Source organism: Tropicimonas sp. IMCC34043, assembly GCF_003390845.1.
In the GTDB taxonomy this organism is placed as follows: domain Bacteria; phylum Pseudomonadota; class Alphaproteobacteria; order Rhodobacterales; family Rhodobacteraceae; genus Tropicimonas.
The window spans coordinates 1,993,186-2,019,528 of sequence record NZ_QMEK01000001.1; the positions used below are offsets into that span (position 1 = coordinate 1,993,186).

The window sequence follows — 26,343 nt, forward strand, 5'->3', positions numbered from 1 at the left end:
GGGTGAAGGGGTGGCGGGCCTCAGACCCCGGCCGCGGCCAGATCCTCGACCATCCGGAACCGCTCGCAGACCAGATCCATCGCGGGGTCGAATCCGCCGTTGCGGGTGAAGTAAGCTTGGTGCCCCGCCTGCCATCCCGCAAGGCTGTCGTCCTCGCCCTCGGCCAGGGCAAAATCGGCGCCGACATCGCAGAACCGCACGATCTCGACGCTGACGGTCTCGATCACCAGCGCCGGCCGCCCGTCCCAGTCGAGCGCGATGTCGCGCCGCCCCGGCTCGGGCAGCGCCTCGCCGCCTTCGGTATAGTCGCGCAAGGCCCCGCAGGTCGCGGTCTTCTGTCCCGTCCGCACCAGCGCCAGCAGCCGGTCGCAGAGCGCCCGGCTGTCGCCGAAGGTGAAGCTCTCGGCCCCCGGATAGCGCATCGTCGGATCGTCGGTCATTGTCCTCTCCCCCTACCCCTCTACCCGCAGGGGCGCCCGGCCCCAAAGGTCTTCGATGCCTCGCGCATTGTGGACCGAGGGGGAATTCCGCAAAATGTCGGGGTCTGCGAGTCGTGGGGATACAGACTCGATTTGTCGCCGCCGTGTTCTCCCGAAATAGTCACATGGACTGCACCCGACCTACCCCTACTGCGGGCGCTATCCTTTATTCAAACCGAGATAGATAAACATCAATGCGACAAGAATTGCTGCGACCCGCACTAACACAGAATTGAACAAGGTTCTGAATGCCGCCGCAAGTGTCCGAGTCGCTCTATTCAAGATTGTTCTGGACTCATGCCAATCAAGCCGGCCTTGCCCCTCGCCAGTAATCTTCGCGTTGAAGTATTCGCGAGACGTTGGCTGTTCTATTTTGGACAACCATCCTTGCTCAACTGCATGTTCGAGGTGCTGCCGCAGGTAGTCCCATTGCTGATGCTTGTCGGTAGAAATCGGCCGCAAGAACTTAGAGAAATCGGATAGACTTTCGGGGGGTTCAAAAATCCCGCCATCGTAGCGCGCTGATTCAGGATCAAAGCGCCAATCCAAACAAGTTTGCAGGATTGCGCGCTCCAACTTCAGCGAATAGCTCACTTACTCAACCCACCATGCACCGTCGGCACATCGAGCGCCGCGAAGCCGTAGTGCCTGAGCCACCTCAGGTCGCTGTCGAAGAACGCCCGCAAATCGGGGATGCCGTATTTCAGCATCGCGATCCGGTCGATGCCCATGCCGAAGGCAAAGCCCTGCCATTCGTTCGGGTCGATATTGCCGGCGGCCAGCACCTTGGGGTGCACCATGCCCGAGCCCAGAACCTCCAGCCAGTCGTCGCCCTCGCCCACCTTGACGGTGCCGCCCTGCCAGGAACACTGGATGTCGACCTCGGCCGAGGGTTCGGTGAAGGGGAAGTGGCTGGCGCGGAACCGGGTCTTCACCTTGGTGCCGAAATAGGCCGAGAAGAACTCCTCCAGCACCCATTTCAGGTTCGCCATGGTGATGTCGCGGTCAAGCGCCAGTCCCTCGACCTGATGGAACATCGGCGTGTGGGTCTGGTCGTAATCCGAGCGATAGACGCGGCCCGGGCAGATGATGCGCAAGGGCGCGCCTTCGCTCAGCATCGAGCGGATCTGCACCGGCGAGGTATGGGTGCGCAGCACATGCGGCGGGCGGTTCGCGCCCTGCGGCCGGGCCAGGTAGAACGTGTCCATCTCGGCCCGCGCCGGGTGGTGGCCGGGGATGTTGAGCGCGTCGAAATTGTGCCAGTCGGTCTCGATCTGCGGGCCTTCGGCGACGGCAAAGCCCATGTCGGCGAAGATCGCAGTGACCTCGTCGGTGACCTGGCTGACCGGGTGCACGGTGCCGCGGCGGACCGGCCGGCCGGGCAGCGTGACGTCGAGCCATTCGGCGCGCAGCCGTTCTTCCAGCGCGACATCGGCAAGCGAGGCCTTTCGCGCCGCAAGCGCCGAGTTGATCTCGTCCTTCAGCGCATTCAGCGCCGGACCGGCGGTCTGACGCTCCTCCGGGCTCATCTTGCCCAGCTCGCGCATGCGCAGACTGATCTCGCCCTTCTTGCCCACGGCCTGGACGCGCAGCGACTCGATCGCCACCTCGTCCGCGGCCGCGGCGATGGCGGCGATGTACTTGTGCCTCAGCTCTTCCATAGCTGGCTCCCGTCCTGCGGCGGCACCGGGCCGCGGTTGCGTTCGAATGGCAGAGGGCCTATCACATGGCGCCCTGAAGGCAAGACGCCGTCAGGGGAAGCCCGGGCGGAACCCGCCCCGCCGCCCTCGGCGCATCAGCAGAATCAGCGGCAGCGCCCGCATTGACCTCCGGTCATCGCGGCACCTATGCTGGCCCGACCGGCAAACCGACAGGACCCCAGCCCATGCACCGATCACGCGCGACGGGATCCATCCACAAGGCCGATCAGACCGCGCTCTGGCTTGCCACAGCCCTGCTGCTCTGGCTCGCCATGGGCGTCTCGGCTTCGGCCTTCGGCGACCTGACCGTCACTGGCAGGATCGAGCCCGATGGCAGCGCCGTTCACCTGTCGTGGGCCGGGGCAAAACCGCCCCGTGTCGGCGCAATCACTGTAAGCCGCCGCGAACTGGGCGAGACCCGGCACGCCAGCTGGCGCCCCGTATCGCCAATGCTGCGGTCTGTGATGAGCTATGACGACAGGTCGGTGCGCCCCGGCGTCGCCTATGAGTATCAGGTGCAGCGCTTCGATGCGAGGAAGGGCACGCTGGTCGATTCCGGCTATTGGACCGCCGGCGTCAATATCCCCGCCCCCGAGGTCCGTGGCACCGCCCTGCTGGTGGTCGACGACGAGATCACGGACCCGCTGGCGCCGCAGCTCGACCGGCTTGCGCTCGACCTGACCGGCGATGGCTGGCAGGTGCTGCGGCACCGGACCCCGCGAGGGATCCCGGGGGATCCGGTTGCAACGCTCGCGCGCGCCCGCGAGCTCAAGGCCTGGATCTCCGAGCAATACGACGCCGCCCCCGAGACAAACTTTGCCCTGATCCTTGTCGGCCAGGTGCCACTGGTGCGCAGCGGAAACGTCGCCCCCGACGGCCACGACCCCGAACCCCACGCGACCGACCTGTTCTATGCCGAGATGGAGCTTGACTGGCCCGACGACGGAAACGGCAGGCTGACCCCCAGCACCATCCCGAGCGGCGATATCGAGATGATGGTCGGGCGGATCGACTTTTCGTCCCTCAGCCCGAACGACCCGCAGGCAGACATCGTCCGGATAGCCGCCTATCTCGACAAGGACCACCACTGGCGCAACGCGCTACTGGGCGACCTGCGTCAGGCCTATGGCAAGACCAAGCACCTGGCGGTCGAGATCGCGGGTCTGCGCAATGTCGTCGGCGACAGGAACCTGGTAGAGGGCGGGCACCACGACGTGGGCGAGCAACATCCCTGGCTGATGGGGGTGGATTTCGGCGACTGGAACGGCGCCAATTATGCGACCGACTATGCCAACAAGGCGGTGTTCACGATCAACTTCGGCAGCGGCAAGCAAAAGATCGACCGCCCGAACAACGCCATGGTCGCGATGCTGGCACAGCCCTGGTATCCGCTGACCGTCGCCTGGGGGGCGCGGCCTGCCTGGCGGCTGCATCCACTGGCGTTTGGCGCCCCGGTCGGGGTCAGCCAACTGCGTACTGCCAACAACGGCGATCCGATGCTGCGCCCGGAATTGACGATGGAGTACCTGCCGACCGGCCAGTATCTGTTCCGCAATCCGATCTGGGCGAACCTGCTTGGCGATCCGACGCTGCATGCCTTTCCGCTGTCACCGGTCCGGCGCCTGTCGGCCGAGGCCGTGCCCGAGGGTGTCGCGCTGTCCTGGACGCCGCCCGTCGCAAGCGACGTGCTCGGGGCGCGCATCTATCGCGCGGGCAACGCCGCGGGGCCCTTCGTGGCGATCGATGGCGGCACGCCGGTTGCGGGCACCCGTTTCGTCGATCCTGCCCCGGTCGCGGGCGCGGTCTATATGGTGCGCAGCTATGGGCGCAAGGTCGTGAATGCAGGCTCGTTCTTTACCCTCTCGCAAGGCCGTTTCGCGGAAGTGGCGCGGGCGCCTGCAAAAGCGCTGGACCTGACCCTGCAGACCAGCCCCGGCCAGCCGGTGCGGATTTCGGGTGAGATACTCGAAAATACCGCAGGATCGGGGTGTTTCGCGATTGTTGCGGCGCCCCCGGAGGGTCGCCTGCAGCGCGACGGCGCGAGCTGGATCTATACCCCGCGGGCGGATTTCTCGGGCAACGTGCGGATCGGCTATACCCTGTTTGACGGGCTCTCGGGCGACACCGGCACGATCACCATCACCGTCGGTGCCGGCTGAGATCGGGCCCACTGCCCGCAAATGCTCTCCAACACGGACCCGAAAACGCCAAGGGCCGCGGGAAAACTCCCACGGCCCTGGTTTCTTTGGGTTGTCGGCTTGGCGCGATCAGGCGGCCAGCGCAGCCTTGGCCTTGTCGACGATGCTGTTGAAGGCATCGGGTTCATGCACTGCAAGATCGGCCAGAACCTTGCGGTCGACCTCGATGCCGGCCTTCAGAAGGCCGTTGATGAACCGCGAATAGGTCAGCGCCTCGTCATGGGCGCGGACAGCGGCGTTGATCCGCTGGATCCACAATGCGCGGAACTGACCCTTGCGCGCCTTGCGGTCGCGGGTCGCGTACTGGTTGGCCTTGTCGACGGCCTGGGTTGCGGTCCGGAAGTTCCGCGAGCGGGCGCCATAATAGCCCTTCGCAGCCTTAAGAACCTTCTTGTGTCGGGCGTGGGTAACGGTACCGCCTTTGACTCGGGACATTTTTCGGTCTCCTCAGCGTGCGTAGGGCATGTATTTTTTGACGATCTTGGTATCCGGTTCTGAAAGAATCGTGGTACCGCGCGCATTGCGAATGAACTTCGTGCTGCGCTTGATCATGCCGTGCCGCTTGCCGGCCTGGGCGGTCTTGATCTTGCCGGTCGCCGTGAGGCTGAATCGCTTCTTGGCGCCGGACTTCGTCTTCATCTTGGGCATTTGCCACTCCTTCGATCGGATAGGTCGTTTCGCCCCGGCAGGCATGCCACTTTCGGCCCGCCGCGACGGTAGAAGCCGGGTCCATAGGGCCAATGCGCCACAGGATCAAGCGGAAAACAAAGGCCGCCGGCAATGCGGCGGCCTCTGGTGCGACGGATCGCACCTTGTTTCGACGACCCTATTCCGGGTCGGTGTTGAAGATCAGCCGCTCGTCGCAGGGTGCGACGCGCAGTATGTTCGTGGACCCGGGGATGTTGAAGGGCACCCCCGCCACCACGATCACGTTGTCTTCGGATTCGGCGAACTGACCGATCCGCGCCGCCCGTGCCGCACTGACCACTGCCATCTTGAACCGGCTGACATCGCCCGCCGAGATGAAGCAGTTGACGCCCCAGTAGAGGCACAGCCTGCGGGCGGTATTGGTGAACGGCGTCAGCGCGATGATCGGCACCCGCGGCCGTTCCCGCGCGGTCTTGGCGGCGGTGGTGCCGGAATGGGTGAAGCAGCAGATCGCCTTGACACCGATGTTCTCGGCAATCTCGCGCGCAGCCGACACGATACTGTCAGCGGTCGAAACCCGGACGACGCTGCGCGAGCTTTCGATGACCTCGCGATAGACCGGGTCACGCTCGACCTCTTCGGCGACGGCGTTCATGGTGCGCACCGCTTCCAGCGGATACTGACCGGCCGCAGATTCGGCGCTGAGCATCACCGCATCGGCGCCCTCGTAAATCGCTGTCGCGACGTCGGAAACCTCGGCGCGGGTCGGCACCGGGCTTTCGATCATCGATTCGAGCATCTGCGTCGCCACGATCACCGGCTTTGCTGCGGCACGTGCGCCGCGGATCAGGCGTTTCTGGATCGGTGGCACCGCCTGCACCGGCAGTTCGACGCCCAGATCGCCACGCGCAACCATGATCCCGTCGGCAACCGCGAGGATCGCGTCATAGGCTTCGACCGCCGCGGGTTTCTCGATCTTGGCCAGCACCGCAGCGCGGCCAGAGGCCAGTTCCTTGGCCTCCAGCACGTCCTCGGGGCGCTGCACGAAGGACAGCGCCAGCCAGTCGACCCCCAGTTCGCAGACGAACTCCAGATCGGCGCGGTCCTTTTCGCTCAGAGCCGCGACCGGCAGCACGACGTCGGGCACGTTCACGCCCTTGCGGTTCGAGATCGTGCCGCCGACGACAACCGAGCAATCGGCGAAATCCTCGCCGCATTTCTCGACCTTCAGGCGGATCTTGCCATCGTTGACCAGGAGCGTCGCGCCCGGTTCAAGGGCGGTAAAGATCTCCTTGTGGGGCAGGCAGACCCGGCTCGAACTGCCCTCGGTCGGGTCGAGGTCGAAACGGAAGGCCGCGCCCTCGACAAGTTCCTCCGAGTCGCCGGCAAACACCCCGACCCGCAGCTTCGGTCCCTGCAAGTCGGCAAGGATCGCGATCGGCCGGCCAAGCTCCTGCTCGATCTGGCGGATGATCTGATGGCGCTCGCGGATCTCGTCGTGGCTGCCATGGCTCATGTTCAGACGGAACACGTCCACCCCGATCTCGAACATCTTCCTGATCGTTTCGTACTTGTCCGAAGCCGGACCCAAGGTCGCGACGATCTTGACATTGCGCATCCGTCTCATGGGACACCCCTTCGCTCTGGTGCTGCGTCCGGACGATCTGTTAGCGGTAAACCTGTCAAAACACCACCCCGGATCGCTATGGCGCTTCGCTTCGCAAACCATTACATCTGGAACGGAAAAACAACCCGTCACAATGACATACCACGCATTCCATATAACCGGAGAGGCGCGCGACTCTCGTTGGCTGATTGCCTGTGACCACGCGACCAACACCGTTCCACCCCAGGTGGGCGGTGGCAGCCTTGGCCTGCCGCAGCAGGAAATGGCGCGCCACATCGCCTATGATCCGGGGGCCGTCGGGGTCGCACATGCGCTGGCTGATGCGCTGCAGGCGCCTCTGATCAGCTCGAACTTCTCGCGCCTCGTCATCGATCCGAACCGTGGCGAGGACGATCCGACGCTGTTCATGCAACTCTACGACGGCACGATCATTCCCGGCAACCGCCGCGGCGGCGCCGACGAGGTCGAACGCCGGCTTGCGCTGTGCTATCGCCCCTATCACGCCGAACTTGGCCGCCTCGCCGCGTCTCGGCGCGATACGGTGCTGGTCGCGGTGCACAGTTTCACGCCGCAGCTGCGCGGCCGGCCGCCCCGGCCCTGGCAGGTGGGCGTGCTGCATTCACCGCCGCACAACGCGCTGGCGCTGGCACTGATCGCGCGGCTGCGGGCCGAGGCCGACCTCTGCGTCGGCGACAACGAACCCTATGCCGGTCACCTGCCCGGCGACACCATCGACCGCCATGCGCTGCAACCGCGCCGGCCCCATGTGCTGATCGAACTGCGCCAGGATCTGATCGCCGATGTCGCCGCCCAGCAGGACTGGGGCCGACGGCTGGCACCGATGCTTGCGGCGGCCCTTGCGGACACCCACCTGTGACCCACGCCCCCGCAGACAAGGAGGCCGACAAGGAGACCGCGATGGACGACCAGACCCGCACCGAGCTTGAAGCCGCCGCCTTCCGCCGGTTGCGCCAGCACCTGATGGAGGATCGCAAGGACGTCCAGAACATCGACCTGATGAATCTGGCCGGATTTTGCCGCAATTGCCTGTCGCGCTGGTACGCCGAGGCCGCAACCGAGCGCGGCATCGAGATGACAGAGCCAGAGGCGCGCGAGGCGTTCTATGGCATGCCCTATATGGCCTGGAAGGCGCAGAACCAGACCGAGGCCAGCCCCGAGCAAAAGGCCGCGTTCGACACGTCCTTTGCCGAGAACGTGGGTCCGCGCGACAAGGGCTGAGCCCGCCCCGCTCCGCTGCCCTTTGCCCGTTGCCTCAAACCCGCTATCGTTGCGACAGCCCCAAAAGACGAGGTCCGCGATGCGCCCATCCGACCGGCTTGCAGCCTTCGTCGCCGAGGCACTGGCCGCCGGGCGCGAGCGCGACGAGATTGCGCAGGCGCTGACCCGGGCCGGATGGACCGGCGACGAGATTGCCGAAGCGCTCGATGCCTGGCTGCCCGCGGCATGGCCCGCCGGCGATGGCATCCCGCAGCCGGTTCCGCGACCGCGGCCGCTTCTGTCGGCCGGCGAGGCGCTGTTGCAGGCGCTGATACTCGTCGCGCTGGCGATGACGGCCGCCAATGTGCTGAGCCTTGGCTTTGCCCTGATCGACCGGGCGCTGCCGGCAACGGCAGAGCTTCCATTGCGCGCCGGAACCCGGACCATCCGCTGGTCGGTCTCGGCGCTGATCGTTTTCTTCCCGCTCTACCTCTGGCTTGGACACCGCGCCAACCGCGCACTCGCCACAGCCCCCGGCCGCCGCCGCGCGCCGATCCGCAAATGGATTGGCAATGCGACGCTGTTTGTCGCCGCAATCGTGCTGCTCAGCGATCTGCTCTATGTGATCTATGCTTTGCTGAACGGCGATCTGACGGCGCGTTTCGCCGCCAAGGCCGCGCTTGTCGCCGTGACCGCGGGGCTCGTTCTGCTGCCTCTGCGGGCCGAGATGCGCGACACGCCCGCACCCGGCACCTCGCTGCGCGCCCCGGCGGCGCTGGCGTTGCTGGTGGTACCGCTGGCGATCCTGGGGCTTGTTGCGACGGGCGGCCCCGGCAAGGGCCGTATCGAACGGCGCGACGAGGCGCGAATCCGCGACCTGGCGACGTTCTCGGTCTATGCCAACTGCGTCGCCCAGACCCATGGCGGGACCCTGCCCGAGACCCTCGGGATCGACCCGGACTGCCAGTGGGACGTGCGGTTCGCCGATCCCTTCAGCAATGCGCCCTATCGTTACAAACGATTGTCCGCCTCGGCCTATCAGGTCTGCGGCGATTTCGAGGATGCGGCCTGGGTCGCAGACCTTGCCCCGCCAGACTTCGATACCGAGACCGGCTGCATCCACGCAAGCTATCGGCCATAGGCGGCCCATTCTGGGGGCCGCCCGGCCGGAATGTCAGATCGCCGTCTTGCGGCTTTCCTCCAGATAGATCTCGCGCAAACGCACCGCGACAGGCCCCGGCTTGCCGGTGCCGACGGTCTCGCCGTCGACCTTGACCACCGGCATCACGAAGGCCGAGGCCGAGGTGAAAAAGGCCTCGTCGGCGGCCTTTGCCTCGTCGATCGTGAAGGCGCGTTCCTCGACCACCATCTGCGCCTCTTCGGCAAAGCGCAGCACCGCGGCGCGGGTGATCCCGTGCAGGATGTCCTTGCTCAGTTCGCGGGTGATGATCTTGCCGTCCTTGACGATATAGGTGTTGTTCGACGAGCCTTCCGTCACCTTGCCGTCCTCGACCAGCCAGGCGTCGTCCGCACCCGCCTTCTCGGCCATCATCTTCGCCATCGAGGGGTACAGCAGCTGCACCGTCTTGATGTCGCGCCGGCCCCAGCGGATGTCCTCGACCGAGATGACCGAGATTCCGACCTTCGCGGTCGGGCTGTCGGCAAGGCCCGGCTTCGACTGGGTGAACAGCACCACGGTCGGGCGGGTGTCGGCGGGGGGGAAATGGAAATCCCGGTCGCCGGCCGAGCCGCGCGAGACCTGCAGATAGATCAAGCCATCGACGATGTCGTTTCTCGCCACCAGTTCGCGATGGATCGTCAGCAGATCCTCCATCTCGGGCGGCGGGGTCATGCCAAGCTCGCTCAGCGACCGTGCCAGCCGCCGGGCGTGGCCATCGAAGTCCAGCAGCTTGCCACCAAGCACGCTCGTCACCTCATAGACGGCATCGGCAAACAGGAACCCCCGGTCGAAGATCGAGACAGTCGCCTGCTCTTCGGGCAGGTACTCTCCGTTGACATAGACGATGCGGGACACTGGCGTTTCTCCTCGTAGGGATCAAATCGGGTTTCGGTCGGGTGGCGCGGTCAGGGCGCCTTGGCGGCGGTAAACAGATGCAGCGCCGCATATTGCAACAGGATGACGGTCTTCGCGTCGCAAATCCGGCCGTCGGCCAGCTGCGCCATCGCCTCGTCGAAGTCGAGTTCCAGGACCTCGATGTCCTCGCCCTCGGCGACAAGCCCGCCCCCCGCCGACACGCGGTCGGCCGCATCATAGCGGGCAACGAAGAAATACAGCCGTTCGGTCACCGATCCCGGCGACATGAAGATGTCAAAGACCTGCCTCGCCTCGCCGAGCCGCAGGCCAAGTTCTTCCTCGGCCTCCTCGCGGATCCGCTCGGCGGGACTGGCCGCATCCAGCAACCCGGCCGCCGCTTCGGTCAGCAGGTCGTCATGGCCGTCCAGGAACACCGGCAGACGGAACTGGCGCGTCAGCAGGACGGTGCGCCGGACCGGATCATAGGGCAGGATCGCCGCGCCATTGCCGCGGTCATAGGCCTGGCGGATCAGCTCCTGCTCCCGCCCGTCGCGGCGCCGCCAGAGCAATCTGTACTTGGTCAGCGTCGCCCAGTCGTCGGACAGGACGGTGCGTTCCAGAACCTTCAGCCTTTCGGCAATGCCCATGATCCAGCCTCTTCGCCCTGCCTGCCCGCGTCCGGGACTTCCCCGCGCGGCGCCGTTTCCCTCAGCCCCGGATCAGCCCCAAAGTGCCGACTGCGGCGGATGCACGCCTTCGGCATCATAGACCAGCGGCGTGGCGCGGTCTTCGGCCAGCAGCAGCGGCCCGTCAAGGTCCACGACGGCCGCACCCTGCGCCAACAGCACCGCAGGCGCCATGGCAAGCGAGCTTCCCACCATGCAGCCCACCATGATCCCGAACCCCGCCGCTTCTGCCGCGGCCTTCAGCGCCAGCGCTTCGGTCAGCCCGCCGGTCTTGTCGAGCTTGACGTTGATCAGGTCGTACTTGCCGGCAAGCGCTGGCAGCGTTGCGCGGTCATGCACGCTTTCGTCGGCGCACAAGGGCACCGGCCGGTCGAGCCCCGCCAGCACCCCGTCCTCGCCCGCGGGAACCGGCTGTTCGACCATGGTGACGCCAAGGCGCAGCAGATGCGGCGCCAGATCGGCATAAACCTCGGCCGACCAGCCCTCGTTGGCATCGACGATGATTTTCGCGCCCGGCGCGCCGGCGCGCACCGCTTCCAGCCGCGGCATGTCGTCGGGCGTACCGAGCTTGATCTTCAAAAGCGGGCGATGGGCATTCTGCGCCGCCGAGGCGCGCATCGCCTCGGGACTGTCGAGCGACAGCGTATAGGCCGTGATCACCGGGCCCGGTGCCGCCAGCCCGGCAAGCTGCCAGACAGGCTTGCCCGCGCGCTTGGCTTCCAGATCCCACATCGCGCAGTCGACCGCATTTCGCGCAGCCCCGGCCGGCAGCAGCCCCTGCAATTCCTCGCGGGTAAACGCCGCGGGCAGACCCTCGATCTCCGCCGCCACGCTTTCCAGCGTCTCGCCATAGCGGGCATAGGGCACGCATTCGCCCCAGCCCATCAGACCGTCCTCGGTGATCGAGACGGTCAGCACCCGCGCCTCGGTGCGCGAACCGCGCGAGATGGTGAAAGCCTGGGCCAGCCTGAAGACATCGGCCGAAACGATCAGATCCATGGCGCGTCCCGCCCCTTCTTCTTGGTTCAAATACCTGAGTCCGAGCCGACAACCCGCGCCCCGGTCAGCCGATCGCCTGCAACGCATCCACCAGACGCGCCGCCCCATGGCGGAACGGATCGACCGCCGGCAGACCCATGCGGGCCTCGACCTCGGCCAGATAGGCCGTGGCCTCGTCCTCGCTCAGATGCTGGGTGTTGACCGAGATCCCGGTGACGACAACATCCGGGTTGACCCGGCGGGCCAGCGTCAACGACAGGTCGCGCAGCTCCTCAAGGCTCGGCAGCGTGTAATCCGGCAGACCGCGCATATGCGCCCGGGTCGGTTCGTGACACAGGATCAGCGCATCGGGCTGCCCGCCATGGACGAGCGCCATGGTGACACCGGAATACGAGGCGTGAAACAGGCTGCCCTGCCCCTCGATCAGGTCCCAGTGGTCGGGATCGTTGTCAGGCGTCAGCCATTCGATCGCGCCGGCCATGAAGTCGGCGATCACGGCATCGAGCGGCACACCGTCGCCGGTGATCAGGATCCCGGTCTGGCCGGTGGCACGGAAGCTCGATTTCATGCCGCGGGCCTGCATCTCGGCGTCCATGGCAAGGGCTGTATACATCTTGCCGACCGAGCAATCGGTGCCGACCGCAAGACAGCGCTTGCCGGTCCGCTTCACACCGTTGGCGATCGGGTATTTGACCGACGGGATCCGCACGTCATGCAGGACGCGCCCCTCGGCCTTGGCAACCTCCACGAGTTCGGGCTCGTCGCGCAACAGGTTGTGCAGCCCCGAGGCCAGATCGAACCCGGCCAGCAGGGCCTCGGTCAGAACATGTTTCCAGGCGGGCGAGATGATGCCGCCACGGTTGGCGACGCCGATCACCAGCGTCTTCGCGCCGGCGGCCTTCGCCTCTTCCAGCGTCATGTCGGGCAGGCCCATATCGGCCTTGCAGCCCTCCATCCGGAACTGGCCGACAGCGGCATCGGGACGCCAGTCCTTGATGCCCTGAGCCACCTTGGCGGCAAGCTGGTCGGGCGCATCGCCGAGGAACAAAAGATACGGGGTGTCGATCATGGCACAAACTCCTGCTTCGGTCGGAAATTAGCACAGGCTTTCGCGGAAGAACTGTCAAAATCCCTGACCTATCGCCGCAGAGGCGGTGAAATTTACGACACCATGCCAGATAACTAGAACTCTATTCCGATTTGCCCAAGGTGCACGCCCCATACGACCGAAGAAAATGCCGAATCTCGGGACAGAGTCGGCGCCGGTCAGGCAGCCAGTCCCTTGCTGCCGATTGCGAGATATTTGCGCCGCCTGTCCGAAATCAGGGCGGCCCGGTCAAGCCCCGCCAGCTCGACCAGCATCTGCGCAATCGCTTCGCCCACAGCCGGGATCACCGTGTCGCGATGGCGGTGCGCCCCGCCCACCGGTTCGGCAATCACCTGATCGGCAACCCCGAGTTCTCTCAGGTCCTGGGCGGTCAGCCGCAGCGCCTCGGCCGCCTCGCGCATCTTCTCGGCGTCCTTCCACAGGATCGACGCGCAGCCCTCGGGCGAGATCACCGAATAGATCGAATGTTCCAGCATCGCCAGCCGGTTGGCGGTGGCAAAGGCAACCGCGCCACCCGATCCGCCCTCGCCGATGATGACCGACACCAGCGGAACGCCGATGGTCAGGCATTTCTGCGTCGAGCGCGCAATGGCTTCGGACTGGCCACGTTCCTCGGCGCCCTTGCCGGGGAAGGCGCCGGGCGTGTCGACCAGCGTCACCACGGGCAGGTTGAACCGATCGGCCAGATCCATCAGCCGGATCGCCTTGCGATAGCCCTCGGGGCGCGCCATGCCGAAATTGCGTTCGATGCGGGAATTGGTGTCGTGGCCCTTCTCGTGGCCGATCACCATCACGGGGCGGTCGTGGAACCGCGCCATCCCCCCCATGACCGCATGATCGTCGGCAAAATTGCGGTCGCCCGCCAGCGGCGTGTAGTCGGTGAACAGCTGTTCGATGTAATCCTTGCAGTGCGGCCGGTCGGGATGGCGCGCAACCTGGCACTTCTGCCAGGGCGTCAGCTTTGCATAGATGTCGGTCAGCAGCGTCGCCGCCTTGCGGTCCAGTGCCAGAGCCTCGGGACCCACGTCCATCGCCTCGTTCGACCGGCCCATGGCCCTGAGTTCCTCGGCCTTGCCTTCGATCTCGGCCAGGGGCTTTTCGAATTCGAGGTAGTTCATCGGGGGCTCCCTATCTGCTCGCCCCCATATGCGCGCGGGGCGGACGATTTGCAACTCGGGCGGTGCTGCCGGCAACGGGCGCGCGGCGGGCAAACCGCGGTGCCGCCCCGCGCGTCCGGCGCCGTTCAGCCCCCGGCGATCAGGGCTGCCTGCTTGACCACGACCTCGGCCTGCTTGATCGAGGCGATGTCGACCAGCCGGCCCTTGTAGACCGTCGCACCGGCACCTTCCGCCTTGGCCTTCTCCATTGCAGCAAGGATTTCCTTCGCTTCGGCCACGGCCTCGGCCGAGGGCGTGAAGACCTCGTTGGCAAGCGTCACCTGCTTGGGATGGATCGCCCATTTGCCAACCATGCCGAGCGTCGCCGAGCGTCTTGCCTGGGCGACGAAACCGTCGTCGTCCGAGAAATCGCCGAACGGCCCGTCGACCGGCAAAATCCCATGGGTGCGGCAGGCCGCGACGATGGCGGCCTGCGCCCAGTGCCAGGGATCGGGCCAGTATTTCTGGCCCTCGCGCACCATATAGTAATTCTCCTGGGTGCCACCGATGCCGGTGGTCTGCATGCCCATGGATGCGGCAAAATCGGCGGCACCGAGGCTCATGGCCTGCAGACGGGGCGAGCTGGCCGCGATCTCCTCGACATGGGCGATGCCGGCGGCGGTCTCGATGATGACCTCGAGGCTGATCGGTTTTGTCCGCCCCTTGGCGCGCTCGACCGCCGTCACCAGCGCATCGACCGCATAGATGTCGGCCGCACAGCCCGCCTTGGGGATCATGATCTGGTCCAGCCGGTCGCCGGCCTGCTCCAGCAGATCCACCACATCGCGATACCAGAACGGCGTATCGAGCCCGTTGATTCGCACGCTGAGGGTCTTGGTGCCCCAGTCGATGTCGCCGATCGCCTGGATGATGTTCTTGCGGGCGTCTGCCTTGTCGTCCGGCGCGACGCTGTCCTCGAGATCGAGGTTGATGACGTCGGCGGCGCTGCCGGCCATCTTCTCGAAGATCGCGGGGCGCGAGCCCGGGCCGAACAGCTGGCAACGGTTGGGGCGCGCAGGCGCGGCGGGCTGTATGCGAAAGCTCATATCACACTCCGGCAATGATATTTCAATTCAGATCGCAACTTGGGTAGATAATTACCCGAACTCTGGCAAGCAGAGATTCCGCAGTTGCAGCATCGCGCCGCAGCGAAGGATTGGCGCAGGGTTACTCCCCCGCGTCCGATGCCTCGCCACGGACGGCCGACACCACCCGGTCGAGCCAGAGCCGCAGGTCGTCGACCTGCGTGACATAGGCGCTGACACCGGGCGCCGCGGCCGGAAATGCCGCCGCGATCTGGCGGTTCTGCAGATAGATCCCGGCAAGCGCCGCAAAGAACGCGAGCGCCAGAACAAAGCCGAGCCGGAAGCGGCGCCGGGGGGGTGCGACCGATGCGGCGGCCTGGACGCCTTCAGCGCCGGAAGACCACGTCTGCACCGGTGGCCGCCTGTCAGAGGTCCATGCCGCCGCATCGCCGCGTGCAGCGCTCTCGGCCAGCCGGGCGGCCTCCTCGCGGGCGGCTTCCTCGCGCAGCACGGCGAGCACGCTTTCGTCCGTGCGCCGCCGCGGCGGCACCGGCGGGACAAACGCGTCGTCCTCGTCATAGTCGTCATCGTCGTCGGCACCGACGCGGATCGACGCTGCCGCGGCCGGAACCGGCTGCGGGGCCGGCGCGACGAGCGTTTCGGGATGGGCGTGGAACCAGCGATAGCCGCAGCTTGAACACAGCACGTTGCGGCCATGGGCCGGGATGGCGCCGTCGCCCACCTGATACTGGGCACCGCAATTGGGACAGATCAGCCGCATGTTCTCTCCCGCCTTCTTCCGGCCCGGATATCCGCCCGGGTCCGTCTGCACCTGTCGTTGCCTGCTTGTAGCAACGCGCCCCGGAAAACTCAAAGCCCGCAACGCCGCGATCACATGGCCCGCACCGTTGCATCGCGGCCGGGCCTCGGGCAGAAGGAAGCGGCCAACAGGGCATCGGCAGTCAGTCAGGGCGGGACGGAATGCTGCAATATCTGCGGTCGCTGGTCTTTGTGGGCCAGATGTATCTGATGATGGCGCTTATGGCGCTGGTGTTCACCCCGGCGGTGCTGATCCGGCGGCAGGTTGCCTTTGTCGCGGTCCATGCCTTTTGCCGCTGGGTGCGCTGGACCGCGTCGTGGATGGTCGGCCTGCGATCCGAGGTGCGGGGCGAGCCGCCGCAGGGCGAATGCCTGATCGCCGCCAAACACCAGTCCTTCTTCGATATCATCCTGATCATCTCGGAAGTGCCGCGCCCCAAGTTCATCATGAAGGCCGAGCTGAAGTGGGTGCCGATCGTCGGCTGGTACGCCTATTGGATCGGCTGCGTGCCGGTGAATCGCGGCAAGCGGACCCTGGCCATCGCCCAGATGAAGGCCGGGGTGGCGGCGGGGCGGGCCACGCCGGGGCAGTTGATCATCTATCCCCAGGGCACACGGGTCGCGCCGGGGGCACGGCTGCCCTACAAGGTCGGGACCGGGATCCTCTATTCCGAACTCGGGCAGGGCTGCGTGCCGGCGGCAACCAATGTCGGCGTGTTCTGGCCGCGGATCGGCGTGCGCCGCAAGCCGGGGCTGGCGGTGGTGGAGTTCCTGCCGCCGATCCCGCCCGGCCTGTCGAGCGATGTCTTCATGAGGCGGCTGGAGCAGGAGGTCGAGGCCGCCTCGAACCGGCTGATGGCGGAGGCGGGGTTCGACGGCCCGCGCTAGCGGCCCCTGCGAGACCCCGGGGCGGTCAAACGCAGGGCGGCGTCCTGCAGCGTGGCAGGCCGCACGATCAGGTATTTTTTCCAAGAAGAAGGACCGGGCGTTCCGTGGCTGCGGTGGCGCGGATCAGAATCGGTCGAGCAGGCGGCGCAGGTAATCGAGTTCGGGTTCGGGGCGCTCGCGCTCGCCCGAGCGGCGGCGGATCTCGTCCAGCAGATCGCGGGCCCGGCGATAGACATCGTCGCCCTGCAGCAGCTGTTCCTCGGTGCCAAGGCTGCCGCGGGCGCCCGATTGCCGGCCGAGCGGGTCGCGGCCCATCGGGCTGTTGGCGTCCCCGGTCTGGCGGCCTTCGCCGGCCTGGCCCGGGCGCTGCTGGTCTGCCAGCGCCTGTCCGAGATTGCGGATCCCGTCGCGCATCGCCTCCATGGCGCGGGACTGCTCGTCGATTGCGCCGGCGAGATCCTCGCCCCGCAGCGCCTCTTCGGCGCGGTCCATGGCGCGGCCCGCCTCGTCGAGCGCGCGGCGCGCCGCCTCGCCGGGTTCGGAGCCCGCGCCCGGCAGGTTGCGCTGCAGATCTTCGAGCCGTTGGCCGAGCGCGCCCTGCCGGTCGGCGAGTCGCCCCGGGCCGGTCCCGCCGCCGCCGCTGTCCACGCCCTGCTGGCCCTGACCCTGTTGCTGGCCCTGACCCTGCTGGCCATCGCCTTGCTGACCCTCTTGCCCCGGCTGGCCGCGGCCGGGATCGAACTGGTCCTGCAGATCGTCGAAGGCCTCGTCCGACAGCTGTTGCTGGTCGCGCAGGGTCTCGGCGAGATCGTCCATCGCCTGCTCGCCGGGGCCCTGGCCGCCCTGCCCGCCCTGACCCTGGACGACCTGCATGTTCTCCATCATCTGCATCAGCTGTTGCAGCAGCGCCATGGCCTCGGCGGTGCGGCCTTCCTCCATCAGCTGCTGCAACCGGTCGAGCAGTTGCTGCAACTGGTCGCCGGTCATCACCTGGGCGTTCTCGGACATCTGCGGCTGGGCGTTCGGGTCCTGCTGTTCGGCAAGCTGGCGCATGTAGTCCTGCATGGCCTGACGCAGCTCGTCCATCAACTGGGCGATTTCCTCGTCGGTGGCGCCGTTCTCGATCGCCTCGGCCAGCCGGTCCTGGGCGCGGCGCAGGCGCGACAGGGCATCGCTGAGATCGCCCTCCTCGATCTGCAGTGCTACCTGCCACAGCGCCTCGGCAACCTCGTCCTGCACCTCGGGGGCGAGCCCGCCCGGCGCCGCCGCGCCGGCCTCGAGCCGCCGCATCGCGACCCGGAGCGGCAGATAGGCCGAACCGTCGCGCAGGATATCGTCCGGCCGGTGGGTCAGCGCGCGCAGGATCTGCGCCACCTGGGTGCCGTTCGCCCGCGCCCAAAGCAGGTCGCGGCGTTGTTCGATCAGGGCTGCGGCGAGCGGATCGAAAAACCGCCGGCCGGGCAGCAGCATGTTCAGCGGCGCCGATTGCCCGGACTGGCCAAGCGCATCCTCGGCCGTCAGCGTCAGCGTCACCGGCAGCCCGACCCAGGGGTTCTTCGAGAAATCCTCGACCAGCGCCTCGGTGAAATCCTTGCGGTCGCCGCTGATCGTCATCGGCAGGTCGATCACGAGCGGCTCGCGCGGATCGGGGTCGGCCTGCAGCCCGTAGCGGCGCGCCACCGCATCGAGATCGAGCGCGATCCGCGCGCGCGCCGCAACGACGCCGAAATCGTCGGTTGCATGAAAGGCCTGGGTCATCCGCCCGTTCGGCTCGCGCCGGACCTCGCCCTGGGGCGCGATCGCGGGCGGCAGGTCGTCGCGCAGCTCGACCTGCCATTCGCGCCCGCCGGGGCCATGGATTGCCAGCCGGCCATCGCGGGTGACGTCGAATTCCTGGCTCGCCGAGGTGGCGGGTCCGACCGCGTCGCCGCTGCGCCCCGACACCGTCTCGTCGACGCTGAGCGCGCCGACCTCGCCATAGAGCCGCAGCGCAACACGGCTGCCTTCGGGGATTTCCAGCCGGCCGGCGGCGATGTCGTTGAGATAAAGCGTCGGCTTGCCGGTATAGGCCGGGGGTTCGATCCAGCCTTCCCAGGCCGGACCGCCAGCGGCCAGCTGGTTCTGGCCCGGGATCATCGCCCCCGGCGCCTCGGCAATCTTCAGGAAGGACCCGAAGAGCCCCGCCATCACCAGCGCGACAAGCGCCACATAGCGCAGCGCATAGGGGTCGCGGCGCGACAGCCGCAGATCGGGCGGGACCCGGCCCGCGCCTTCGGTCCGGGCGGCCATGCGCTGCAGGTGCGCGGCCCAGACCGCGGCCGATTGTTCGTCGCCCGCGCCGATGGCTTGCCGATCCTGCAAGGCCTGCAGCGGCCGGCCGGGCAGTGTCGCGTCAAGCCGCGCCACCGCCTCGGCCCGGCTGGGCCAGCGGAACCGGCGGATGCCGTCGATCAGAAACGCGATCAGCGCCGCCGCAATGGCAAGACCGCCGACCCAGACCACCTCGATCGGGGCCTTCTCGTGCAGGCCGAACATCAGCACGGCGGCGACGGTGAACAGCAGCGACCAGACCTGCCAGAAGCAGATCGTCAACCGCTCGGCCACCATGCCTGCGCGGGTCAGGCGCAGGGGACGACGCAAGTGGCTCAGACTGCGGGTGCGGACGTCGTCCGACTCCATGCTGCTCCTTTCGGCGGTCCGTCGTTCGGATTGCCCCCGGTTGTGCCGGCGGCGGGCGGACGAGAGAAGCAAATCACGGAATGCTCACTCCAGCCACCCGGGAATGTTATCGCGCTGCAGCATTTCCTCCAAGCTCGGCCTTTCCCGGATGACAGCGAATTGATCCCCGCTGACCAGAACCTCGGGAATCAGCGGGCGGGAGTTGTATTCGGACGACATGACAGCGCCATAGGCGCCGGCCGACCGGAAGGCCACCAGATCGGCGGGGGCAAGCGGCGGCATGGCGCGGCCGCGGGCAAAGGTATCGCCGGTCTCGCAAACCGGGCCCACGATGTCGAAGGGCGCCTGTTCGATCCCGGGCGCGGGTTCGGTCACGGCGACGATGTCGTGATGGGCGTCATACATCGAGGGCCGGATCAGATCGTTCATCGCGGCATCGACGATCAGGAAATCCCGGCCCTCTCCCGACTTTAGATAGATCACCGAAGTCACCAGAATTCCTGCATTTCCGGCGATCAGACGGCCCGGTTCGATTTCCACCTCGACGTCGAGACCGCCGAGCACCCGCGCGACCATCGCGCCATAATCGGCGGGCAGCGGCGGCGCCGTGTTGGCCCGGGTATAGGGAATGCCGAGACCGCCGCCGAGGTCGAGCCGGCGGATGCTGTGGCCATCGGCGCGCAGCACCGCGGTCAGTTCCGCCAGCTTGGTATAGGCCTGTTCGAAGGGCTGCAGCTCGGTCAGTTGCGAGCCGATGTGGACATCGATCCCCACCACCTCGATTCCGGGCAGGGCGGCGGCATGGGCGTAAACCTGCCGAGCGCGCGCAATCGGGATGCCGAACTTGTTCTCGGATTTGCCGGTGGCGATCTTGGCGTGGGTATGCGCATCGACATCGGGGTTGACGCGAATCGCCACCGGCGCGGTCACCCCCATCGACGCGGCAAGCGCGCTCAGTACTTCAAGCTCGGGCTCGCTTTCGACGTTGAACTGCCGGATGCCGGCCGCGAGCGCTGCGCGCATCTCGGGCGCCGTCTTGCCGACGCCGGAAAAGACGATGCGCGCACCGGGAACGCCGGCCGCAAGGGCGCGCGCCAGTTCGCCGCCCGACACCACATCCATGCCGGCGCCAAGCTGGCCCAGCGTGCGCAGCACTGCCAGATTGGAATTGGCCTTCACCGCGAAGCAGACCAGATGGTCAAGCCCCGCCAGCGCCTCGTCGAACAGCCGGAAATGCCGGGTCAGCGTCGCCGTCGAATAGCAATAGAACGGCGTGCCGACGGCAGCCGCGATTGCGGGGACCGGCACGTCCTCGGCGTGCAACACGCCGTCGCGATACAGGAAATGGTCCATGCGGGCTCTCCCCTTGGCTTCGTCCAGAACGCCGTCATAGCAGACGCCCGACCGCGTGCAATCGGCGCCATCCCTGCATCGGATCACAGGAAAAACCGGGTGCGGCACGCCACGGACTTGCGAGAGCGGCGCCGAGATGCTTCACAACACGGGACCGGGGCGATCCCCCGGCCACGAAATGACCCCGGAACAGGCTGCCCCAAGACGATGTCGGCATTCAGAAAATCCATGCAAAGGCGGCTCGAGGCGCTGGCCGACAGCCCGGCCGTCACCGGCGCCGCCGCCAATCTGATCACCTGGTACCTGCGACGGCTGCATGCCCGCACCGAATGGACCATCCATGGCGACGACGAGCTGATCGCCGAGGTGCGGGGCGGCCAGCCGGTCATCATGGCGCTTTGGCATGGCCGGCTGGCGCTGGCGCCCAAGGGCTGGGATCCGGCCTGGGGGCCGATCTGCATCGTGACGTCCTCGGCCCGGCCGGGGCGGATGGTGGGGCGGGTGATGCAGTGCTTTGGCATGGACACCCTGCCGATGCGCGACCGCAAGTCGAACACCGCGACATCGCTGCAGGTCGCGCGCATGGCGAAGGAGGGCAAGTCGATGGGCTTTGCCATCGACGGCCCGGAAGGCCCGGCCCGGATTGCCAAATCGGTCCCGGTCGATTGGGCGCGGCTGACCGGCTGCCCGATCTGGCTGTTCACCTTTTCGGTCGAACGCTATCGCCTGCTCGGGTCCTGGGACAAGCTCGCGCTGCCCCGTCCCGGCGGTCGCGGCGTCATCCTGTATCGGCGGTGGCAGGAGGTGGTCCCGAAGCGGCTCGACGAGGACACGCGCGAGATGCTGCGCGGCCGGTTGCAGGCCGACCTCGATGCGCTGACCCGCGAGGCAGACCGCATGTGCGGCCACGCCGAACAGATCAACTGAGGCCTCCGAACCGGGGTATCGACGGCAACCGCACGCCGAACGCGCATCCCGGTCATGCGGACCGCGTCAGTTGACCTGGACCGATCCGCTGCTCGACCCGCCGACGACGCCAGCGCCGACGCTTCCCGAGATCGACATCTGTAGCCCGCTGCTGCCCAGCTGGACCGGCTCCTTCTTCGGCGGTGGCGCCTTTGGCGGGCCGTCAGCGCCGCAGCCGGCGAGCAGCGCCAGAAGCGACAGACCGCAAAGCAGGGAAATCGTTCGTGTCATCGCAACAGCCTCGCACCGTTCCTGTTGATCCCGGAATACCCGCGAAGCCGCGCACTGACCATGCACGCGCCTGCCGCGATATCCCCGTTCCTTCTTGCCCCGAGGCCGCCCGCAGGCCGCATCATGCCAGACGGTCGGCCCAGTCGGCAATCCGCGCCCGGACCTGATCGGGCGCCGTGCCGCCGAAGGATGTGCGGCTCGATACCGAATTGTAGACGCCGAGCACGCCAAAGACCTCGGCCGTGATGCCGGCATGGACCGACTGCATCTGTTCAAGGCTCAGGTCGGGCAGATCGCAGCCGTGGGCCTCGGCCATGGCGACAAGACTGCCGGTGACATGATGCGCCTCGCGGAACGGCAGGCCAAGCGCGCGGACCAGCCAGTCGGCAAGGTCGGTTGCGGTCGAAAACCCGCTGGCCGCCGCGGCCTCCAGCGCCGGGCGATTGGCGTTCATGTCGCTGACCATGCCGGTCATCGCCGCCAGCGCCAGCATCAGCGTGTCGGCGGCGTCGAAGACCTGCTCCTTGTCCTCCTGCATGTCCTTGGAATAGGCCAGCGGCAGCCCCTTCATCACCGTCAGCAGCGCGACATTGGCACCCACCACGCGGCCGATCTTGGCGCGGATCAGTTCGGCGGCATCGGGGTTCTTCTTTTGCGGCATGATCGAGGAGCCGGTCGAGAATCGGTCGGACAGCACCACGAACCGAAACTGGGCCGAGGACCAGATGACCAGTTCCTCGGCCAGGCGCGACAGGTGCATCGCACAGATCGAGGCGGCGGCGAGGAATTCGAGCGCGAAGTCGCGGTCGCTGACCGCATCGAGCGAATTGGCCATTGGCCGGTCAAAGCCGAGGGCGGCGGCCGTCATGTGGCGGTCGATGGGAAACGAGGTGCCGGCCAGTGCCGCGGCACCCAGCGGGCATTCGTTCATCCGCGCGCGCGCATCGGCAAACCGCCCCGCGTCGCGGCCCAGCATCTCGACATAGGCCATCATGTGATGCCCCCAGGTCACCGGTTGCGCGGTCTGCAGATGGGTGAATCCCGGCATCACCCAATCCGCCCCCGCCGCGGCCTGCGCCAGCAGTGCCCGTTGCAGCGCCTGCAGCCCGGAGACCGCGGCATCGCATTGCTCGCGCACCCACAGCCGGAAGTCGGTCGCCACCTGGTCGTTGCGCGAGCGCGCCGTGTGCAGCCGCCCGGCGGGTTCTCCGATCAACGCCTTCAGGCGGGCCTCGACATTCATGTGAATGTCTTCGAGTGCGGTCGAAAACTCGAAGCTTCCGGCCTCGATCTCTGACAAGACCGTGAGCAGGCCTTCCCGGATCGCCGCCACATCGCTATCGCTGAGGATGCCCGTGGCCGCCAGCATGGCGGCATGGGCGCGGGAACCCTCGATATCCTGCCGGGCCAGCCTGCGGTCGAACCCGATGGAGGCGTTGATCGCCTCCATGATCGCATCAGGCCCGGAGGCGAAGCGCCCGCCCCACATCTGGTTGGCTGTCTGTTCGGAGGCATCGGTCATGGCTTTGGCCCTGAAGGTCGGAATGAAGCATCTGCTGGCCGGGGTGGTCTATACGGCGCTCGGGCTGTTGGCAAACCCCGCCCTCGCGGGGACAGACGACATCGCGGCGCTGCGCGACGGCGCGATGAAGAAGCTCGAATTCCACAGCGAAATGCAGCCGATCCCCGACGGCGAGTTGCTTGACGAGGCAGACCGGACACACCGCCTGTCGGATTTCCGCGGCGAATGGCTGGTGGTCAACTTCTGGGCCACATGGTGCGCGCCCTGCCGACAGGAGATGCCGACGCTTTCCGCCCTTCAGACCGCGTTTGACGGAGAGCCCGTTCGCGTCGTGACCATCGCCACAGGCAGGAATTCGGTCACCGGGATTGCGAAGTTCTTCGAGGAAATCGGCGTCGACAACCTGCCCCAGTTGCGCGACCCGAACCAGGCGCTGGCCCGGCAGATGGCCATCTTCGGCCTGCCGATCACGGTGATTGTCGACCCCGAGGGCAACGAGGTCGCGCGCCTGCGCGGCGATGCCGACTGGAACAGCGACAGCGCCATCGCGATCCTGCAGGCACTGGCCGCGGGCGACTGAGCGGGAACGAATCTTGCCCTGACGCCACCCCTATGAGACCCTGACCGGGACATCGTGCCTGAAGGGGAGATCGTCTTGCGCCACCTTGTGATCGGCCTCATTGCTGCCGTTGCCGCCCTGCCCGCCCTTGCCGATACCCTGCCGCTGCCGCAAAGCCTGATTGCGCTCGACACGGCGCCGGGCGAGGCGCTGTTGATCGACGCCGAGGCGCGCGGCGATTTCTTCCCGCTGTCGATCCACTTCACCACCCAGGTCAATCCCGCCTTCTGTGGCCCCGCCTCGATCGCCATGGTCCTGAACGCCCTCGACGTGCCGCGTCCGGCCTCGCCGATGACGCTCGGCCTTGGCATGTTCGACCAGGACAACGTGTTCACGCCGGAGACCGAGACAGTCAAGCCGCGCGCAGCGGTTGAGCGTGGCGGGATGACGCTGGACGAGCTGGGCGGCATGTTCGCCGCCCATGGCGTGGCGGCCGAGGTGCATCATGCCGGGGACGCGACCCTCGAGGACTTTCGCCAGACCGCGAAGGCCAGCATCGCCGACGACACGAGCTTTGTTCTGGTGAACTACCTCCGCTCCGGTATCGGGCAGGAGAAGGGCGGCCATATCTCGCCGCTCGCCGCCTACGACGGCGAAACGGACAGGTTCCTGATCCTCGATGTCTCGCGCTATAAGTATCCGCCGGTCTGGGTCGAGGCCGCAGCGTTGTTCGACGCCATGAACACCCCCGATTCCGACAATGAAAACCGAACCCGCGGCTATCTTGTGGTCACGCGCTGAGCCGGCGTCGGTTCAGCCCATCGCGGCGATCTCGGCATGGCGCGGGCAGGTCACGATATGGTCGTTGACCATGCCGACCGCCTGCATGAAGGCATAGGTGATCGTCGGCCCGCAGAACTTGAAGCCCCGCTTTTTCAGGTCCTTCGAGATCTGCCGCGCGAGGTCCGTCTCCGCCGGGGCCTCTGCAAGGCTCGGCCAGTGATTCTGGATCGGCACGCCATCGATCCTGTCCCACAGGAAGGCCGCGAATCCTTCTTGCGCCTCGATCTCCAGATAGGCCCGGGCATTGCCGATCGTCGCCTCGATCTTGCCGCGGTGGCGCACGATGCCGGTATCTGTCAGCAGGCGGGCAACCTCGGCCTCGCCCCAGCCGGCGATGATCTCGGGCTCGAACCCGGCAAAGGCCGAACGGAAATTCTCGCGCTTTTTCAGGATCGTGATCCACGACAGCCCGGCCTGGAACCCGTCCAGCACAAGCTTTTCCCACAGCGCCCGGGGATCGCGCTCGGGCACGCCCCATTCGTGATCGTGATAGTCGATATAGATCGGCTCAACCCCGACCCAGCCACAGCGTTCATTCATCTCGCACCCAGTTTTGGATCAAACATCGAACAAAGTGAGAATATTTACCAGAGATTCAGCACTTGTTCTCCAAAAAGGGGCCGCGAGTAAACAGTGGAGTCGATCATGGCAGCGGTTAGTCCCTCCCCGTACGAACCCCGGACCTTCGCCGGCGCGCCGACCCAGGCGCTCACAACGCGCGACATCGGGGACAGCCCCGTGCCGGATCGGGTGCGCCGGGCGCTGGAACGCGGGCGCGTCACGCTTGCCTTTCAACCGGTGGTCGATGCCCGGCAGCCCGAACGGGTCGCGTTTTTCGAGGGTCTGATTCGGCTGATCGACGACGATGGCCGCACCATTCCCGCCGCCGACTTCATCGAGGCGTGCGAGGGCACCGAGGCCGGCACCACCCTCGACTGCCTGGCGCTGTCGATCGGGCTGCGCACGCTCGCACGCTCGCCCGACCTGCATCTGGCGGTCAACCTTTCGGTCCGTTCCATCGGTGCCCCACGCTGGATGGCGGTGCTTGACCGCGGGCTGCGGCGCGACCCCTCCGCCGCCCGGCGGCTGATCATCGAAATCACCGAATCCTCGGCGATCCTGATGCCCGACCGCGTCGCCCGCTTCATGTCCACGCTCAAGGTCCGCGGCATCCGGTTTTCGCTCGACGATTTCGGCACCGGCTACACCGCTTTCCGGTACTTGCGGACGCTCGAGTTCGACATGCTCAAGATCGCGGGCGAGTTCATTCGCGGCATCCATGCCAATTCCGACAACCGCTGCCTGGCCGCGGCGCTTGTCTCGATCGGCCGGCAGTTCGGCATCCTGACGGTCGCCGAATCGGTCGAGACCGCGTCCGAGGCCGCAGTGCTGGGCGAGCTTGGGATCGATTGCCTGCAGGGCTATCACTTTGGCCGGCCGGCACCGCAGCCGCGGCTTGCCACAGCGCAGCGTCTCGCCGGCTGACCGCCCGTTTCGCGACCGACGAAACCCCGACCCCTTGCAGGCAACCGGAGCGCGAAGCCGTGATATGTCGCGCCGCAACGCCGCGTTGGCAAGCCTGAATTCCGGGGTGGGACACCCT

Annotated in this window: 27 protein-coding genes; 9 read left to right on the forward strand and 18 right to left on the reverse strand. The window is 66.8% G+C overall.

Features of this window, described 5'->3' with window-relative positions; all coding sequences use genetic code 11:
• Positions 1 to 20 precede the first annotated feature (20 nt).
• The 3 genes from DQG17_RS09440 to pheS form a co-directional block, all read right to left on the reverse strand.
• Entirely contained in the window at positions 21 to 440 is a 420-nt protein-coding gene (locus DQG17_RS09440) for an ASCH domain-containing protein (protein ID WP_116132436.1), read from the reverse strand.
• A gap of 198 nt (positions 441 to 638) precedes the next feature.
• Entirely contained in the window at positions 639 to 1,073 is a 435-nt protein-coding gene (locus DQG17_RS21645; RefSeq protein WP_157973563.1) for a hypothetical protein, read from the reverse strand.
• Positions 1,070 to 2,140, reverse strand: a complete 1,071-nt coding sequence (gene pheS / locus DQG17_RS09445) for a phenylalanine--tRNA ligase subunit alpha (protein ID WP_116132437.1) — start codon at positions 2,138 to 2,140, stop codon at positions 1,070 to 1,072. Before pheS ends, DQG17_RS21645 begins: the two co-directional genes overlap by 4 nt.
• A gap of 224 nt (positions 2,141 to 2,364) precedes the next feature.
• On the opposite strand from pheS, the gene DQG17_RS09450 reads away from it, so the two are divergent.
• A complete protein-coding gene (locus tag DQG17_RS09450) occupies positions 2,365 to 4,338 on the forward strand; it encodes a hypothetical protein (protein WP_116132438.1) in 1,974 nt (657 codons plus the stop codon).
• A 108-nt stretch (positions 4,339 to 4,446) separates the two neighbouring features.
• Here DQG17_RS09450 and rplT read toward each other — a convergent pair whose 3' ends face one another.
• The 3 genes from rplT to pyk all read right to left on the reverse strand — a co-directional run bounded on the left by rplT (position 4,447) and on the right by pyk (position 6,652).
• Positions 4,447 to 4,812, reverse strand: coding sequence for a 50S ribosomal protein L20 (rplT, locus tag DQG17_RS09455; protein WP_116132439.1), 366 nt, complete (start codon positions 4,810 to 4,812; stop codon positions 4,447 to 4,449).
• Positions 4,813 to 4,824: 12 nt separating this feature from the next.
• Positions 4,825 to 5,025, reverse strand: coding sequence for a 50S ribosomal protein L35 (gene rpmI / locus DQG17_RS09460; RefSeq protein WP_116132440.1), 201 nt, complete (start codon positions 5,023 to 5,025; stop codon positions 4,825 to 4,827).
• Between the two features lie 178 nt (positions 5,026 to 5,203).
• A complete protein-coding gene (gene pyk / locus DQG17_RS09465; protein WP_116132441.1) occupies positions 5,204 to 6,652 on the reverse strand; it encodes a pyruvate kinase in 1,449 nt (482 codons plus the stop codon).
• A gap of 133 nt (positions 6,653 to 6,785) precedes the next feature.
• Between pyk and DQG17_RS09470 the strand changes: the two genes are divergently transcribed.
• The 3 genes from DQG17_RS09470 to DQG17_RS21840 all read left to right on the forward strand — a co-directional run bounded on the left by DQG17_RS09470 (position 6,786) and on the right by DQG17_RS21840 (position 9,011).
• Positions 6,786 to 7,529, forward strand: coding sequence for an N-formylglutamate amidohydrolase (locus DQG17_RS09470; RefSeq protein WP_116132442.1), 744 nt, complete (start codon positions 6,786 to 6,788; stop codon positions 7,527 to 7,529).
• A gap of 41 nt (positions 7,530 to 7,570) precedes the next feature.
• On the forward strand, positions 7,571 to 7,891 hold the full coding sequence (locus DQG17_RS09475) for a DUF1244 domain-containing protein (RefSeq protein ID WP_116132668.1): 321 nt from the start codon (positions 7,571 to 7,573) through the stop codon (positions 7,889 to 7,891).
• Positions 7,892 to 7,970: 79 nt separating this feature from the next.
• Positions 7,971 to 9,011, forward strand: a complete 1,041-nt coding sequence (locus tag DQG17_RS21840; RefSeq protein WP_198666059.1) for a DUF5671 domain-containing protein — start codon at positions 7,971 to 7,973, stop codon at positions 9,009 to 9,011.
• Between the two features lie 33 nt (positions 9,012 to 9,044).
• Here the strand turns inward: DQG17_RS21840 and DQG17_RS09485 are convergent, their stop codons facing one another.
• The 7 genes from DQG17_RS09485 to DQG17_RS09515 all read right to left on the reverse strand — a co-directional run bounded on the left by DQG17_RS09485 (position 9,045) and on the right by DQG17_RS09515 (position 15,661).
• Positions 9,045 to 9,905: a D-amino-acid transaminase gene (locus tag DQG17_RS09485; RefSeq protein ID WP_116132443.1), complete on the reverse strand. Its 861-nt coding sequence runs from the start codon at positions 9,903 to 9,905 to the stop codon at positions 9,045 to 9,047.
• A gap of 50 nt (positions 9,906 to 9,955) precedes the next feature.
• The gene (locus DQG17_RS09490; RefSeq protein WP_116132444.1) at positions 9,956 to 10,552 is read right to left on the reverse strand and encodes a GDP-mannose pyrophosphatase; all 597 of its coding nucleotides are present in this window, start codon (positions 10,550 to 10,552) and stop codon (positions 9,956 to 9,958) included.
• Between the two features lie 72 nt (positions 10,553 to 10,624).
• Positions 10,625 to 11,590: an N-acetyl-D-Glu racemase DgcA gene (gene dgcA / locus DQG17_RS09495; RefSeq protein WP_116132445.1), complete on the reverse strand. Its 966-nt coding sequence runs from the start codon at positions 11,588 to 11,590 to the stop codon at positions 10,625 to 10,627.
• 64 nt (positions 11,591 to 11,654) lie between these two features.
• Positions 11,655 to 12,659: an N-acetyltransferase DgcN gene (gene dgcN, locus DQG17_RS09500; protein WP_116132446.1), complete on the reverse strand. Its 1,005-nt coding sequence runs from the start codon at positions 12,657 to 12,659 to the stop codon at positions 11,655 to 11,657.
• 197 nt (positions 12,660 to 12,856) lie between these two features.
• Complete coding sequence (locus tag DQG17_RS09505; protein WP_116132447.1) at positions 12,857 to 13,816, reverse strand: acetyl-CoA carboxylase carboxyltransferase subunit alpha; 960 nt, start codon at positions 13,814 to 13,816, stop codon at positions 12,857 to 12,859.
• Positions 13,817 to 13,941: 125 nt separating this feature from the next.
• Positions 13,942 to 14,901: an L-malyl-CoA/beta-methylmalyl-CoA lyase gene (locus DQG17_RS09510; protein ID WP_116132448.1), complete on the reverse strand. Its 960-nt coding sequence runs from the start codon at positions 14,899 to 14,901 to the stop codon at positions 13,942 to 13,944.
• Between the two features lie 121 nt (positions 14,902 to 15,022).
• Positions 15,023 to 15,661, reverse strand: a complete 639-nt coding sequence (locus tag DQG17_RS09515; RefSeq protein WP_157973564.1) for a zinc-ribbon domain-containing protein — start codon at positions 15,659 to 15,661, stop codon at positions 15,023 to 15,025.
• Positions 15,662 to 15,861: 200 nt separating this feature from the next.
• Here DQG17_RS09515 and DQG17_RS09520 point away from each other — a divergent pair, with 200 nt between their 5' ends.
• Positions 15,862 to 16,587: a 1-acyl-sn-glycerol-3-phosphate acyltransferase gene (locus DQG17_RS09520; RefSeq protein ID WP_116132450.1), complete on the forward strand. Its 726-nt coding sequence runs from the start codon at positions 15,862 to 15,864 to the stop codon at positions 16,585 to 16,587.
• Between the two features lie 123 nt (positions 16,588 to 16,710).
• Here DQG17_RS09520 and DQG17_RS09525 read toward each other — a convergent pair whose 3' ends face one another.
• On the reverse strand, positions 16,711 to 19,266 hold the full coding sequence (locus tag DQG17_RS09525) for a TIGR02302 family protein (protein WP_116132451.1): 2,556 nt from the start codon (positions 19,264 to 19,266) through the stop codon (positions 16,711 to 16,713).
• Positions 19,267 to 19,350: 84 nt separating this feature from the next.
• Positions 19,351 to 20,619 (reverse strand): diaminopimelate decarboxylase, encoded by a 1,269-nt coding sequence (lysA, locus tag DQG17_RS09530; RefSeq protein ID WP_116132452.1) that lies wholly within the window; start codon positions 20,617 to 20,619, stop codon positions 19,351 to 19,353.
• Between the two features lie 228 nt (positions 20,620 to 20,847).
• Between lysA and DQG17_RS09535 the strand changes: the two genes are divergently transcribed.
• Positions 20,848 to 21,546, forward strand: coding sequence for a lysophospholipid acyltransferase family protein (locus DQG17_RS09535; protein WP_157973565.1), 699 nt, complete (start codon positions 20,848 to 20,850; stop codon positions 21,544 to 21,546).
• Positions 21,547 to 21,612: 66 nt separating this feature from the next.
• On the opposite strand, the gene DQG17_RS09540 is transcribed toward DQG17_RS09535, so the two are convergent.
• Positions 21,613 to 21,816: a hypothetical protein gene (locus tag DQG17_RS09540; protein ID WP_116132454.1), complete on the reverse strand. Its 204-nt coding sequence runs from the start codon at positions 21,814 to 21,816 to the stop codon at positions 21,613 to 21,615.
• Between the two features lie 121 nt (positions 21,817 to 21,937).
• Positions 21,938 to 23,338, reverse strand: coding sequence for an argininosuccinate lyase (argH, locus tag DQG17_RS09545; protein WP_116132455.1), 1,401 nt, complete (start codon positions 23,336 to 23,338; stop codon positions 21,938 to 21,940).
• Between the two features lie 22 nt (positions 23,339 to 23,360).
• Between argH and DQG17_RS09550 the strand changes: the two genes are divergently transcribed.
• Positions 23,361 to 23,918 carry a TlpA disulfide reductase family protein gene (locus DQG17_RS09550; RefSeq protein ID WP_116132669.1) on the forward strand — a complete coding sequence of 186 codons (558 nt, stop codon included), beginning with the start codon at positions 23,361 to 23,363 and terminating at the stop codon, positions 23,916 to 23,918.
• A 75-nt stretch (positions 23,919 to 23,993) separates the two neighbouring features.
• Positions 23,994 to 24,698 (forward strand): phytochelatin synthase family protein, encoded by a 705-nt coding sequence (locus DQG17_RS09555; protein WP_198666060.1) that lies wholly within the window; start codon positions 23,994 to 23,996, stop codon positions 24,696 to 24,698.
• 12 nt (positions 24,699 to 24,710) lie between these two features.
• Here DQG17_RS09555 and DQG17_RS09560 read toward each other — a convergent pair whose 3' ends face one another.
• Complete coding sequence (locus tag DQG17_RS09560) at positions 24,711 to 25,280, reverse strand: DNA-3-methyladenine glycosylase I (protein ID WP_116132457.1); 570 nt, start codon at positions 25,278 to 25,280, stop codon at positions 24,711 to 24,713.
• 105 nt (positions 25,281 to 25,385) lie between these two features.
• On the opposite strand from DQG17_RS09560, the gene DQG17_RS09565 reads away from it, so the two are divergent.
• Positions 25,386 to 26,225, forward strand: a complete 840-nt coding sequence (locus DQG17_RS09565) for an EAL domain-containing protein (protein WP_116132458.1) — start codon at positions 25,386 to 25,388, stop codon at positions 26,223 to 26,225.
• Positions 26,226 to 26,343: the final 118 nt, after the last annotated feature.